Below are 14,917 nucleotides of genomic sequence, written 5' to 3' on the forward strand. Positions count from 1 at the left end.
GATCATTTCACTCCATCGTTTATAATTTCTGTTATCTCGACGATAGCCTCGACAAACGTCCATTTTATCTTGTCTTTAGCTTCCTTCTCGATAAAGGGTTGAGACATGTACGTTAGTATTAAGTAGAAGACTTATTATAAAGTATGTTATTATTAACAATTTCACAAATAAATGTTAATAATAACATATTATCACACCAGAACGGTTAATTATGGATTATTTTCCATAAAATGAATAATAAAGAGACGCCTTCTTATAAAATGTAAGCACGCCTAAACATTTATGAGAAGAAGCATCTCTTTTTGTGGTTCTGGTGCAAAAACTTAGGGACAGTTGCAAATCATCTTTAAATCTTGGACATGCTGATACTATTACTTTAAAAAAGGTGCGTGATCAGTATGAAAAAGCAAAATTTATTCAAGTGGAAACATTATCAGCCTGACATTATTTTGTTAACAGTGAGGTGGTACCTGCGGTACAACTTGAGCTTTCGTAATGTGGTGGAGATGATGGAGGAACGGGGCTTATCGATGGCTCACACAACGATTATGCGTTGGGTTCATCAATATAGCCCGGAATTAGATGAAAGAGTACGGCGTCATCTTCGACCAACAAATGACTCTTGGAGAGTCGACGAAACGTATATCAAAGTAAAAGGTCAATGGATGTACTTATATCGTGCAGTGGATTCCAAAGGAAACACCATTGATTTTTGCCTTAGTAAAACAAGAGACAAACAAGCTGCAAAGTGCTTCTTTAAGAAAGCTTTGCGGTCTTTTCATGTTTCTGAGCCTCGTGTCATAACAGTAGACAAGAATCCAATCTATCCTGTAGCAATTAAAGAGTTAAAAGAAGAAAAACGTATGCCGGAAGGCATACAAATAAGACAAGTTAGATATCTCAATAATATAGTAGAACAAGATCACCGTTTCATTAAGAAACGTGTGCGCTCTATGTTGGGATTCAAGTGGTATAAAACAGCCACTTATATATTGAGTGGCCTCGAAGCGATGAATATGATAAAAAAAGGGCAAGTTCACCAAGGAGAGAAGTCTGCCCAAAATGAAGTTGAATTCATACATAAGTTGTTCGGGATAGCATCATAACTCGCAAGTTAGCGGGTAATATAGGTTCTATCTTTTTATCAAATTATTTTCGCACCAGAACCATTGCTTCTACTACCAATTTTGGCGGCCGTCCACCGAACAACGATTAAATGGAAGATCGAGTATGGTTAAACCGGTTCCTGAGGGCTTTCCAAATGAACGATTTCGTCTGTGATCCTGTCATGTTCCTGCTGTGCTACCTCATTAGAGATAATGCCTTCTTTTAATAAGTTATCGACTGCTTCATATTGAGCATATAAGGAATGTTTTTGTAAAATGATTTGCTGTTTGTTTTTTAAATCCGGATATTTTTTTAAAAGTAATTCTGTTTTTTGCCGGAGCTCGACCAATTCTTGTTTATAGCGGTCGGTGATTTCTTTTGAAATAGCTTCGTGTATCAGAAGATTGTTTTGAACATGCTGGATTTCTTTAATAGCAGTCTCTAAACGATGTCCCTGGGCAATTAATTCTTCATACTCCCGATTGCCTTCTTCTTTTTTATTAACCCCTAACAGCGCCAGAAGAGGTTTAACAGAAAGTCCTTGAACAACCAATGAAAATAAAACAACACTAAAAGCCAAAATGAGGATGTCTTCGCGCCCTGCAAAATCTCTTGGAAGACTCAAGACAAGGGCAATGGAGAGAGAACCTTTTAAGCCGCCCCAATTGATCGTATGCTTCCAGGCAGCCGGGAAATTCCTCACAAATGCTAGGCTTGCATAAACGGATATACTTCGGGCGATGAGCACAATGAAAATAGCTATGAAGACCAATCCCCATTTGTCAGCTAAGTTAATTCTAGTGATTTCGAGTCCAACCATTAAAAAAACAAGAGAGTTAGCCAGCAGTGCAACGACTTCCCAGAAATTATTGATATTGAGCTTTGTCGTTGGGCTCATTCCGATTCTTGCTCCGTAATTACCGAAAATAAGCGCAGCTACTACAACAGCAATAACACCGGAAGCTCCAACCGTTTCTGCCAGCAGAAATGAACCGTAAAAGAGAATAATGCTGAAAATAATTTCTAACGGATAATCATCATAATACTTGGTGAGCTTTGAGAATCCGTAGCCAAGAGCTCCGCCAACTATCAGGCCAAGGGAAATGACTTTAATAAACTCCCATAATCCATAACCGGCTCCTTCTATGCCAAGATCCAAATAAGTAAGCAGGTAAAAAGCCGATATATTAAATAAAACAACGGCTAATCCATCGTTAAATAGACTTTCTCCTTCAATGACAGTAGCAAGTTTTTTAGGTGCACCTACACTTTTGAAAATAGACAGGACACTGACCGGATCCGTTGCACTCATAAGGGCAGCAAAAACAAAGGCTGCCGGGATGGAAAGGTTCAAGAGCCATATAGATGAAAAGCCAACGATAAGAAAGGATAAAAGTGTTGCCCCAAATGCCAGGGCAAGAATGGGCTTTTTATTTTCTTTTAAATGAGAAAAGGGAAGCTTAAAGGCCGCTTCTCCTAACAGAGCCGGTAAAAACAACGTAATAATAACAAAATTAAAAATTTCTGCTTCTGTAATAAAATCTTTTAATGGTTCTAATCCAGGAATACGAACAAGGCCTATAATGGCTCCAATTACAACTAGCGCAATGGGATAAGGCTGCTTAAACTTTTTCGCAATCGCTGTAATACCAGCAGCGATCATCACTAAAATAAGGCCGAGTTCAAATATGTAATGTAAATCCAAATGTTCCTCCACCTGCTTCCCTCCATTGCTTCTCTTGGAATAATGAATTGGCGTACCTAAAAGGCTTCCCTAACAGCGTGATCAATAAACCTATTCTTAAAAGACATAACCAGTTTTTGCATCCTAAGAAGTGTAATTGTTCATATACATTGGTGTTAAACATTGCAAAAAAAGAACACATAATGAAAGAAAAAAAGAATCTATCTGTTCCTGTTATCGCCGAGATCACAAGTCACCAGCATATCCAATTATTCAAAGACGTTAAGGTTGATGAATTTATCCTTACAAAAGGCATTATTTCCAGTAAAATAGTACAATCATTGTTTCCTGTTTAAATGCCCTCTATAAAAAAGAAAAAGCCGAAACTCCTTACGTTATATTAGGAATTTCGGCTTTTTCTTTTTTATAAACAGTCCAACTTTGTTTTAAATCTACATAGGATATCCAGACAATTGTCATTCTATATTTGAAAATCTGGCCAGACTTTTCCTGTCCCCAATCACCACTAATAAATCTTCTTTATGAATAATTTGAGCTGGAGATGGGGACACGATAATATCCGTGCCACTTACAATGGCAATAACGCTAATATTGTATTTAGCACGGATATCAATTTCCTGCAGGCTTTTTCCAGCCATCCCTGGAGGGGTTACTATTTCTTCTATATTATACTCTTTTGATAATTCGATGTAATTCAATATATTTGGTGATAAAAGCTGGTTTGCAACGCGTTCCCCCATATCTCTTTCCGGATATATAACCCAGTCGGCCCCAACTTTCTCTAAAACCTTTCCATGATGCTTACTCAAGGCTTTCGCAATTACTTTTTTCACTCCCTGCTCCTTTAGCAACAAAGTGGTTAAAATACTGGATTGTATGTCATTTCCGATAGCTACAATCGCACAATCAAAATTGCGAACTCCAACCGCTGTAAGTGTCTGCTCTTCTGTGCTGTCCCCTATGACGGCATGAGTCACATATGATTCAGCCTCCTCGACCCGTTCTTCATTTACATCAATTCCCAAAACATCATTATCAGCCTCATGCAGCCTTCTAGCTACCGCCGTTCCAAATCTCCCTAAACCAACAACTATATATTGTTGTTTTGCCATTTTTATCACCGCTCCCTATATTCTGATTACCCAATCATGATTTTTCCTTTTGGATGACGGAAAGCATCCGGTTTACGCCTCATCGCAAGGGCAAAAGCAATGGTTAATGGCCCTAATCTGCCGGCAAACATCGTGAGAATAATAAGTATACGGCCAATAGGAGATAATTCTGGCGTCAATCCCATAGAGAGACCCACTGTTCCAAAAGCAGAAGCTGCTTCAAATAAGTAAAAGATAAAATCGAACCCTTTTTCTGTAATGCTTAAAAGCATGGTAAGAGCAATAACAATGAACATGCCAATTAGTGTGATGGTAAGTGCCTTGAATATGGTTTCCATCACAATTCTGCGTTTAAATAATACAACATCTTCTTTCCCTTTTATCTGCGACCATCCGGCTGCGACCAAAACAGCTAAGGTCGTTACTTTGACACCTCCTGCTGTCGATCCTGAGCTCCCTCCAATAAACATAAGAAGGATGGTCAGGAACAAGGTAGGCTGTGTCAAATCAGCAATGGGCAGTGTATTGGAGCCTGCTGTCCTCGGAGTAACCGCTTGATACAAGGACCCAAGTACTTTCCCCGTATTGGACAAAGATCCTATTGTTTTATCATTTCCGTATTCAAATGCGAAGATTAAAATGGCTGCACCAAGCGTTAGAATTAAGCTTGTCACCAATACTACCTTTGAATGCATGGACAGACGGCGGGTATGAGAGTATTCATACAGTTCACTCATGACGAGAAAACCGATTCCACCTAATGTGATAAGGAGGCATACAGTAAGAACTACAATCGGATCTTCTACATAAGGGGTCAAACTGCGAAATTCTCCCATTAGATCAAATCCTGCATTATTGAAATTTGATATAGCATGAAAAAAACCAAAATAGATGGCTTTCCCAATTGGCATATCAAAAGCAAAACGAATCGATAAAATCGTTCCCCCGATAATCTCAATCACCGCAGTAAATAGCAATACTCTTTTTACTAACCTTACGACGCCTTCGATCGAAAGATTGTTTAAGGATTCCTGAAGCAGCAGCCTTTCCCTTAAAGAAATTCTCTTACCCAATAGGATAAATAAAAAAGTAGCAAAAGTCATAAATCCTAATCCACCAACTTGAATAAGCGATAGTATGACCAGCTCACCAAACAGGGTAAATGTATCTCCAGTATCTACAACGACAAGTCCTGTTACACAGGTAGCAGATGTAGAGGTAAATAACGCATTTAAAAACGAGAGACCTTCTCCGTCTTCTGTCGCAATAGGAAGAGTCAACAACAATGCCCCGATAAGAATCACAGTTGCAAAGCCCAACACTAGAATTTTTGGCGGATCCAGAAATCTTTTTTTCATTTTTTTCATAATGACCTCCCCACTGAATTAGTTTTTCATATTCATTTACTTTTTAGCCGACCATATTGCTATGTATCCAAATCCCTTGTTGCAGCTGTAACACTTACGCTAATCATCATTCCAATTAATAACCCAATGTGTTGAATTGGCCCTTCTTGATTAAGTGCTCTAAAACAAGTGATGAGTAAGCTGCTAAATAAGGCGGTAAATGATTAAGCCGTACACATAAGAAAAACACTTTTTAGTATTTCCCTTATTTTCAACCCCATTCCTTTGTCCTGTTCAGTAACAATTAACCGCTTAACTATCGTTCTGCCTCCATTCAGTCTTTAATAACTTTTGTGCATTCTGAATCGAAACCTAATATCTATCCAGGCTTCAGACTGTCAGGCTGCCTTGGGGTTTCTACCACTCTTTACAATGGTCAAACTTTAATCATTTGCCTTTTTAGCAAGCAGTACTTATATATCATCACCCCCTAATTCTTTTTGTTACTGTATTTTTTTCGCGGAAAAAGAACTTGGTTTATTAAAACCATAAAAAATAGACCAATGCTTACTCTTTCCCCGATATGCAGCCGTGCAAAATCTATCCAGGTTCCTTCAGTAAACATTACGATTTACACATCCGGAACAAAGAATGATTTGCAAAAGTAAACATTAAAAGTGGAGAAAAAGTACTCATTGGTCTACCTAGCGCCCAGCAAGCTGAATAGCTCTCTTTGCGTTCTGTCCCCAAGAATCCTTTTCATTTATGTTGCATTGGAAACCTATTTGTCTAATTGGAAAATAGATTTTTCCCATTCAGGATTTTAATTTGATCATGATCAACACTCTTAGTTCCATCATTAAAAACTATTTTTGTGCGGAACCGATACGAAAATTTATTAGGTGAAGTATCTAATTTGCTTGGCAATTGGAAACTGAACGGAATTTGGCTTGATTCTTTTGAGCTAATTGTTTTTGACATCAATCTTGTTACAGCACTTTCAGTAAATCCCTCTTCCTGTTTTCGTTCATTTGTTACAACCAAATCACATTCGAGCCTATTGATTTTTTGCTCAAACCACCCACCTTTAAGAGAAAAGTATCCGGTCACTTTTTCTCCAGGTATAAATTCATCTTTATCTAATATAAGATCAATATTTGCAAAGCCAATACGCAGACGTAATTGACTCATAAATTTTCTAATCACTACGTGTAAACCCTCCTGAACTGAATGTTAAGTACTTATCCGATCATTATCTTTTCTTCTGCATAAATGGCCAGCGCTTTCGTTTTGTTTAGTTTTTGTTCCCCTAGCACATTTGATCTTAACGGCCGCCCAATTAAAAATCGTTTTACGGAAGAAAACACTGATTTTCACCGTCCAATATTTTATATGTACACTTCCCTGTTCATAAAAGCTTAATCAACCCATTTCTTTTTAAAATAAAAAAGACCAATGACGTTTTTCTCCGCACAAAAACAAAGGAAAAATTCTTCCTGTTTTGTAAGAGAAAAAGACATCATTGATCTACGTAACGCCCAGCAAGCATCGCTGCTCTCTTTGCGTTCTGTCTTCCAAGCTGCTTTTCCTAAAAATAGGCACAATAAAAAGACCTGCTTTTTTGCTCAAGCTGCTCTTTTCCGCCGCGCATAACGCAACAAAAAAAAGCCCCCTGAATAAAGGTGGTCTTTAGACCTCCTTCGCTTTAGCCGACGAAGTTAGCTGACGGGCAGGATGGCGAAAGAGTTGCTCTCATCCCTTCTACTAAACTGTAGAATTAGCCCCACTAGATTGGGTCCTCCGTTCCCGATGAAGGGACTAGGCCGAGGTATGTAGTTGTTGATGGAATTTATTCTACTCTGCTTATTTTTTAAAGTCAATATTAATTTATTCAGCAACGAATACTTTTTCTAAGTTGCGATCCATAATAAATACTTCGATATGCTCACCTGTTTTTGTGCTCATATCACTGTGACTGGAAAGGACTTTGCACTTTGTATGCTTTTCTACAATTTCTTCAAATTGCTTACTGTACATTTCCCGAAGCACTTGGCGCATTTCTTTCACCAATTTTCTTCCGTCTGGATGTCCTGTTAAATGCTTTTCTTCAACCGTCATAACTCCTTTGAAACGGGTGATGACCATGTCCTGGGCAATATATGTTTTTGTTTCCTGCGGCCCACGGCCAATCAATTCACGCTGTAATTTAATGAGTGCCTCACTCAGCTCTGCTTCGAGCTTTCTCTTCTGTCCCGCCACGATTGCTTCCTCCATTCTTGAAAAATCATAATGCCGTATTTCATTCATTTGAGCAAATTCAATATACGATCTAGAAAACACAAAAAAACTAAGGTCCTACTTAGCATTCTTTAAAACAACAAAGCAAATCTTCTTTTGAAACGCTGATGGGGTGAGCTGTCGGATTTGGACCTCGAGAAGGATTCACCTCTAGTAGTGTACACGAAATCGGATCCCCCACTTCAATGGATTAAGTGATATTAGATCTGGTTCAATATGCGTATTAAATTGATGATTGCTACTATACTCCTGAAATAAGTGTTTGTAAAGAAGAAAAATAGATTCCTTTAATTGATATACATTCGAACGAACTTGCTTTTTAATCATTCGATGATCTTGCTGATTCTGCCATCCTGCTTAAAAAGTAGAGTAAAATAGCAAAACTTCTTCCAGATTGATGCACATTCACTTGATGATCATTATAAAGTGATTAAAAAATCAGGATACACTGAAGGGTCTGATTCTTGATCCGCTATAAGAATAAATGTTAAAAAAGCTTCCGGAGTTCTTGGATTCCGAAAGCTTTTAGTGCAATATAATTAGATTTTCTGCGATATTTTTCTTAATTCGAGCACCCGTGGATCAGGAAGATCACTAATATTATTCTTTAAATTAATCACTTACAATCGATACACGGATTCACATAAAAAAAGGGAGCACTTCATAAGCAAAAGCTTAAGAAATTAGCTGTCGTGCTGTATATAATCAGCCGCCTTCTGCGCCTGTGCAGCTACAGAAACATATATTTTTACCCGTTTAAGTATTGAACTGCCTCCATATCAGAAGTAGTTGGTATGGAATAATTTTGTTGATACGCTTCGTGTCCTTTGCCTGTAATGACAACCCAATCATCCTCAGTCGATTGATTGAGGGCATGCCTAATAGCCTCGGTGCGATCGGGAATAATTATGCGTTTTTCTTTACCTGTTTCGTGTTTATTTAACCCGTGAAGGGTTTCGATCATTTCTTCTAAAGGGACAGTGTTTAAATCATCAACGGTTAGAATGTATTGTTCACTTAGTTCGGCAGAAATTCGAATCATTTCTTCTCTCTTGCTAGGATCCCTGTCCCCCCGGAATCCAAAAACATGAACAATCTTTTTGGCTCCACAGTCTCTGGCGGTTTTTAAACAGTGAAAAATTGCCTCGGCTGTATGTGCATAGTCAACAACTACTGTCACACCGTTCTTGTATTTAAATAATTCAAACCGGCCAGGGACTCCCGTAAAACTTCGAAGAGCAGCAAGAATTTTTTCGCTTGGTATCTCAAGCTGCTGAGCAACTGCAAATGCCATGACAGCATTGTATAAATTATGTGAGCCTGGAATAGTAATTTGAAGGTCCATTTTCTTTCCTTGATGGTTCGAAACCCTTACACAAGCGTCATTTGAGAAGAGCTCATGTATTTTGAGGTCTACAGAAGGAGAATGGCCAATCGAATATACCGGTATGCCCTTCTTTTTTAAAATGTTGCTTAACTTTTCTCCCCATTCATTATCCGAATTGATAATTGCCCGTCCGTTTATTTTTAGTTTTTTAAATAACTCCGACTTTGCTTCAAAATAATGATCCATTGTGCCATGATAATCCAAATGATCACAAGATAAATTAGTGAAAAGACAGTAATCGAACTCTATGCCTTCTAACCTGAATTGGGATAGCCCATGTGAGGAAACCTCAATAATAACTACCTCATCTTCACTTTTGGAAAGCAGTTCATTTAAAACCAACGAGCTTGGTGTTGTATTAAGAGCAGTCATTTCTTCACCATTAATGATATTTTTAATCGTCCCGATCAAGGAACAGGAAACACCATTTTGATCTAAAATGCGCTTCAATAGAAAACTCGTCGTGGTTTTGCCATTGGTTCCGGTTATACCGATCATCACTTTGTCTTTTGAAGGATCTTGATAGAACCTTTTGGAAAGTATGCCTAAGAATTTTCTGCTGTTCTTAACTTTTATATAGGGCACAGATAGATCTTGTAGGTCTTCTTCTCCGACTATGACGGATGCGCCGTGCTTTATTGCCTCCTGTATGTAGATGTGTCCATCAGAATTATGTCCTTTAATCGCCACAAATAAAAATTCCTTGAGAACTTTTACAGAAGTATCTGTGATCCCTCTTACTGGCTCATTTTTTAGGTTTTTTAATGTATCTTCATTTATTAATCCTTCGACTAAATCATGTAAATTCATTTTCTTACTCCTTAATTACATTTTGACTTATCTGATATTGTATCCAAAAAATGTGAAGACTTTGTAGAGATTAAAAATTTTAATACTGTTACATTTTGTTAATGGTTAAACAGCCCTTCCAGAAGAGACTCTTAATGTCTTCTGATAAATATAAAAGTCCCCGACAACATTCCAATGGATGCTGCTGAGGGCTTCAAAAATCTTTAAGTGGAAAGTACATATGGATGTATATTCACTTGATAATGATTATAAATTGATCAAAAAGCAGAAGATACAGGAGGATCTGATTTTTAATCCGCTAAGAGAATAAATGTTGAAAAAGCTTCCGGAGTCCTTAAACTCTGGAAGCTTTTAGTGCAATATAATTAAATTTAATGACACCTTGTTCAAGCTGCTCAATAATTTGATCCGTTACCATTTTGTATATTTTTTCACTCATTTTATACACTCCTTTTATTCGTTTTTACAACAGAAAAAGCCAAATCCGGGGATGGATTTGGCTTTAAAAAATCTCTATTTGCTTTTAATCATCCGCTGTCTATTTTACAGGCAGCCCTTTTCTTTTAAAGAAACGTATCTGTCGGGGCAGACAATGAGGTGATCCAGCACGTCAATGCCCATCATCTTGCCGCATTCCGCTAGACGCTTGGTCACATCCACACCTTCTCGGCTCAGTTCCGGGTCTTATCAATAGTAAATTTCAAAAAAATCATTTAAATCAATGCTCTTACTTTGAATACATGTATTTAATGTGGATGACAATTACTTTCCTAAGTATTAAAGCCTGTACCATAGATTACCTAGTAATAATCTTAGATACAGGCTGTTTTTTATTCATTCGTTCTTGAACTAAAGCCCCCATTAGTTGAACAAAAAACCTTAAAACATAAAAATGATTATTCTATAACAAAAGATAAGAATTTCAATATAACATCTTTCATACTGTAAGGTATTCAGCAATTACAATATTTCGATATACCCTTCTGTTCCATGCACGCGAATTCGTTGCCCGTCTCTTATCAGTTTGGTAGCATTTTCCACACCGACAACTGCTGGTAAGCCATATTCACGTGCGATAACTGCTCCATGGGTCATCAGTCCACCAACTTCGGTGACTAGGCCTTTTATGGATACAAACAATGGTGTCCAGCTAGGGTCAGTAAAGGAGGTGACTAATATATCTCCATCTTCTAGATCAGCATCTTCCATGTTTAAGATGACACGTGCTCGTCCCTCTATAAATCCGGAAGAAACAGGTAGACCTACAATAGCTTCGGCTGGGAGATTTTCTCGTTTGTACTCACCTACAATGATTTCACCATCAGACGTGATAACACGTGGTGGAGTTAGTTTTTCATATAATTTGTACTCGTCTTTTCGTTTGCTGATGATCTGGTAATCTAGTTTATTTGTGCGTACGACTTCGTGAAGTTCTTCAAAAGTGAGATAGTATATATCTTCTTTTTCATGAATAACGTTGGCTTGTACGAGTTGTTCGGCTTCTTTCAGTAAAGCCTGCTTATAAACGAAGTAGCAATTAACCATGCCGTATTTTGGATATTCCCTAAACCCGCTGAAATTCCGGATTAGGTCGATCATTCGTTTTGTTTCTTTGGCTTTTTGTTTACCATCCGGTAGTTGCTTCAATCGATCTAATAACTCTTGTTCTTTTTTCAAAGCAACACGCCGCCCATGCTCAAATTTCCGATTGCTAGCATTAGGCTCAAAGTTTTTGATATTACTAAGAATCATGGGGACAAGTGTAGTTGGTTTTTCGCTCCAACGAGTTTTAGTAATATCGATTTCTCCGTTACATCGCATTCCATATTTGCTGAGATAAGCAATTATTGCGTCTTGGGTTTCCTGTCCACCAGCAAACTTAACCAATTCATTCAAAAAGTTATCATCTTTTACATGTTGTAAATAATCAATTACTTCTGGATAAGGACGAATCACATCTGCGACATCCAATAGCACCAGACCCATTTCCGAAGTAATATTGTTTGGCACAGATTGAGAAAGCGTATCTGCTACGTTTTTTTCACCTAACCACTTGTTCATTTTTTCATTGATCCATGATGAAGCATCCATAGCAGCCATAATCACACCCAAACTTTGTGGGTCAAATAAAATCTTCTTTAATTGCTGGATATCTTCTAGAATAAAATCAAATAAATCTGATCCTGATTTCGTTTGGATGTTTTGTTTTAACTCTTCTATCGATGTTTGACTACTCTTAATCAAATCAGAAACGATTGTCGGATCGTTTTCGATTTGTGCTTGAAAACCCGCAGACGACATACCTTTATTGCTTTTACTGGGACTCAGTTCTTTTTTATCATTTGGTAACGATTTTATAAAATCTCCTCGCTCTATTATGGTCATAAGTGCATCTTTTATGAGCGGATCGGATTGTCCCAGGGTATCTAATAAAATTTCTCTGCTAACAGGTGAAGCCAGATTATGTGTGATATCAACAAACAACCTTCCACCAGCTTTACGCATGGGTGCAGGAGTCGTTAACAGGAAAAAAGACAATCCCAATGGTTTCATGGGGTCGGTCATCATTTGTTGATGACCAACAGATACATAGACGTGATTTTCTTGATCATTCGCTTTAGGGATCGGGTATAAAGTAGTGATTGGACGACTCTGGACAATATAAAATGTATTATCAACCAAACACCATTCGATATCTTGTGGGCAACCAAAATAAGCTTCGATCTGTCTTCCGATGCGTGCCAGTTGTAAAATTTGTTGTTCAGTAAGTGTTTGAGTCTTTTGCTGATTGGGATCGATCTGCTGGGTCTCTGTTCCGCCTTCTTTTAGTCCATAGATAGCCAATTTTTTGGTTGCTATCCTCTTATCGACGATTTCCTCTTCCTGTACTTTATAACAATCGGCAGAGACCAAGCCAGAGACCAGTGCTTCTCCAAGTCCAAAACTGGCATCGATTGATAGCAGCTTTCGGTTAGAAGTAATCGGATCAGCGGTAAATAAAATCCCTGAAGCCTGTGGGAAAACCATCCTTTGAACGATAACGGATAAATAAACTTGACTGTGGTCAAATCCATTTTGCATACGGTAGATTACCGCGCGATCCGTAAATAGGGATGCCCAACATTTGCTGATATGCTGCATGATTGCTTCTTTGCCGATGATATTTAAATAGGTGTCTTGTTGACCAGCAAAAGAGGCATGTGGTAAATCTTCAGCAGTCGCACTAGAACGCACTGCATAAGCATGTTCATCACCAAACTGGGAGAGATAGTGAGTAACTGCTTTCACAACATCGGAAGGAATTTCTACTTCCATAATGATTTGTCGAATCTTCCTGCTGATTTCACCAATTTGATCTCGATCTTCTACTTTTAGCATTGTTAGTCGATCCAACAAAGCATGATACGTTTCGTTTTGTTCGATGGCTTTTTGATATCCCACTGTTGTAACACAAAATCCTTCTGGTACTTGTATTCCTTCAATTTTTGATAATTCCCCTAAATTTAACCCTTTTCCGCCAACGAGCAAAAGCTGCGTTTTTTCCATTTCCTGAAAACCGAGAACCAAAGAACTCATTCTATATCTCTCCCAACTATTAGATTTCTTTTATTTTCTTTGATATATTTATCCCTCTCAACCAATCTAATTAAAGTTCTATCGTATTTTAGCAGTAGCAAATAAGAATAAATAGTCTATATTTACCATTTTTTATATGCTATAATTAAATTAGGAAGAGTTAGAGTTCAATTTTCAAAAAATAGCTAGATCCTACCATACAGTAACCTGATAACCCGGTTCATCCCCTCGAAAGTAGCTCATATACCTTTTAGTCCACAATGAATATGGTTAAATTCAACTTTTTTCCATCTAATCTGTTTATTTTTCCCCAAAATACCTTGTATTAATATGAGATATCAAGCTCTTATTAAACAAACCTGCCCGTTAGTTTAAGTACAACTCTTCACAATCTAATTTATAACTTAACATAACGCCTTTTTCATGAACCAAGCTGTCACCTTCTTTTTCAGGAAAGTCCAAAGTGGCGTTATCCGAGATCATGTATTTTGTTGTTTTGACATGAAGATCTAATCCACCGGAATGGGCTAATTTTTGATCTTCTGTTTCTTGAACACGAATAGTAAGAGGCTGACTTTTCCGATTCAACTGTGGCATATCTTTTTCATTAATAGGATAGCATCACATGATGTAGGTTTGAAATAAAGTTTGATCAAAATAGGCTTATAAAGCCTAATTTAGCAAAAGACCAGAGCCTGCCTTTGAAAAAAAGATTGATCAAAACAGGCTCTTAAAATATTCATTACGGAGATTTTTTGTAAAAAAGTTTGATCATTTTCTACTCGTGTTATTCCATTAAAGCGCCCGATAATTGAAGAATGAAATTAAAGCCTTTCCCTAAGTGATCCGTTCTCAAATTCAAATTTAGCTGTCTGTGCAAAATTAGACCCTTAGCGAACCACGGAACCCTCTGGATCCATAGTAAGAGGACGCACCGTTATGGTACACGAAGACGTGCCCGAAGCGATAATCGCAAAAAAGAGCACCCCCGAGTTCTCTAATATCAGAGGGTGTTTGTACCCAACTCGACGTTTTCATATCGAAATTTTCAAGTTTCTGCAACGCTCGATATTGTTCTTCCGTTAAAAGTTCAATGCCCATGGCAGTTGCCATATCAATAGTGTTATTTTCTGGCTTATGGTTTTTCCTTGACTCCAGCCCTTCACGGTCGTAACAAACACTTCTACGACCTTTAGGACTTTCCACTGAACAATCATAAAAAATGTATTCGTCCTTCTTTTCATCATGACAAATAACATCCGGTTCACCGCCAGTTCTTTCCATTTCATTGAGCGACCACAGTTTTTCAGCATTAGCATCCAGCTTTGCTTGGACTTTTGCCCATTCAAGGTTTTTATGGCGGTTCATGTTATTCTCAAAACGGTCTTTCAATACTCTGAGTAATTCTTCACGTTGTTCTAGTGACAATTCCTTTTTATTGCTGCTTTTATTTCTATTTGTCATTTTAGTTTCCCCCTTATTGTTTTTACTCATAATCGTATAAGTATAAATAAATATATGTTTTATAATAAATCGTTTAAATAATTTCGTGAATTCAGTTTACAACAAATTATAT

10 protein-coding genes, 2 pseudogenes and 2 riboswitches are annotated in these 14,917 nt (G+C 37.6%); of the genes and pseudogenes, 1 reads left to right on the top strand and 11 read right to left on the bottom strand.

Annotated features, from left to right (window positions below):
- The first annotated feature begins 398 nt into the window (after positions 1 to 398).
- Complete coding sequence (locus ACZYRN_RS12250; protein ID WP_488911884.1) at positions 399 to 1,106, top strand: IS6 family transposase; 708 nt, start codon at positions 399 to 401, stop codon at positions 1,104 to 1,106.
- 128 nt (positions 1,107 to 1,234) lie between these two features.
- On the opposite strand, the gene ACZYRN_RS12255 is transcribed toward ACZYRN_RS12250, so the two are convergent.
- The 11 genes and pseudogenes from ACZYRN_RS12255 to ACZYRN_RS12305 form a co-directional block, all read right to left on the bottom strand.
- Positions 1,235 to 2,770 (bottom strand): Na+/H+ antiporter, encoded by a 1,536-nt coding sequence (locus ACZYRN_RS12255; protein ID WP_488912042.1) that lies wholly within the window; start codon positions 2,768 to 2,770, stop codon positions 1,235 to 1,237.
- 497 nt (positions 2,771 to 3,267) lie between these two features.
- Complete coding sequence (locus ACZYRN_RS12260) at positions 3,268 to 3,924, bottom strand: potassium channel family protein (RefSeq protein ID WP_488911885.1); 657 nt, start codon at positions 3,922 to 3,924, stop codon at positions 3,268 to 3,270.
- A 26-nt stretch (positions 3,925 to 3,950) separates the two neighbouring features.
- Positions 3,951 to 5,291 carry a TrkH family potassium uptake protein gene (locus tag ACZYRN_RS12265; RefSeq protein ID WP_488911886.1) on the bottom strand — a complete coding sequence of 447 codons (1,341 nt, stop codon included), beginning with the start codon at positions 5,289 to 5,291 and terminating at the stop codon, positions 3,951 to 3,953.
- Between the two features lie 768 nt (positions 5,292 to 6,059).
- Entirely contained in the window at positions 6,060 to 6,476 is a 417-nt protein-coding gene (locus tag ACZYRN_RS12270) for a sporulation protein (protein ID WP_488911887.1), read from the bottom strand.
- A 47-nt stretch (positions 6,477 to 6,523) separates the two neighbouring features.
- Positions 6,524 to 6,637: pseudogene (locus ACZYRN_RS12275) on the bottom strand (amino acid permease); the annotation flags it as partial.
- A gap of 325 nt (positions 6,638 to 6,962) precedes the next feature.
- Positions 6,963 to 7,105: riboswitch (cyclic di-AMP (ydaO/yuaA leader) on the bottom strand.
- A 52-nt stretch (positions 7,106 to 7,157) separates the two neighbouring features.
- Positions 7,158 to 7,544 (bottom strand): Na-translocating system protein MpsC family protein, encoded by a 387-nt coding sequence (locus ACZYRN_RS12280; RefSeq protein WP_488912043.1) that lies wholly within the window; start codon positions 7,542 to 7,544, stop codon positions 7,158 to 7,160.
- Between the two features lie 110 nt (positions 7,545 to 7,654).
- Positions 7,655 to 7,775, bottom strand: a riboswitch (cyclic di-AMP (ydaO/yuaA leader).
- A gap of 541 nt (positions 7,776 to 8,316) precedes the next feature.
- Entirely contained in the window at positions 8,317 to 9,765 is a 1,449-nt protein-coding gene (locus tag ACZYRN_RS12285) for a UDP-N-acetylmuramoyl-L-alanyl-D-glutamate--2,6-diaminopimelate ligase (RefSeq protein ID WP_488911889.1), read from the bottom strand.
- A 543-nt stretch (positions 9,766 to 10,308) separates the two neighbouring features.
- Positions 10,309 to 10,449 (bottom strand): annotated as a pseudogene (locus ACZYRN_RS12290) (JAB domain-containing protein); the annotation flags it as partial.
- 276 nt (positions 10,450 to 10,725) lie between these two features.
- Positions 10,726 to 13,341, bottom strand: coding sequence for a phosphoenolpyruvate synthase (ppsA, locus tag ACZYRN_RS12295; RefSeq protein ID WP_488911890.1), 2,616 nt, complete (start codon positions 13,339 to 13,341; stop codon positions 10,726 to 10,728).
- 366 nt (positions 13,342 to 13,707) lie between these two features.
- A complete protein-coding gene (locus ACZYRN_RS12300; RefSeq protein ID WP_488911891.1) occupies positions 13,708 to 13,929 on the bottom strand; it encodes a hypothetical protein in 222 nt (73 codons plus the stop codon).
- A 294-nt stretch (positions 13,930 to 14,223) separates the two neighbouring features.
- A complete protein-coding gene (locus ACZYRN_RS12305; RefSeq protein WP_488911892.1) occupies positions 14,224 to 14,805 on the bottom strand; it encodes a DUF4256 domain-containing protein in 582 nt (193 codons plus the stop codon).
- Positions 14,806 to 14,917 lie beyond the last annotated feature (112 nt).

This window comes from Domibacillus sp. F004 (genome assembly GCF_057814295.1).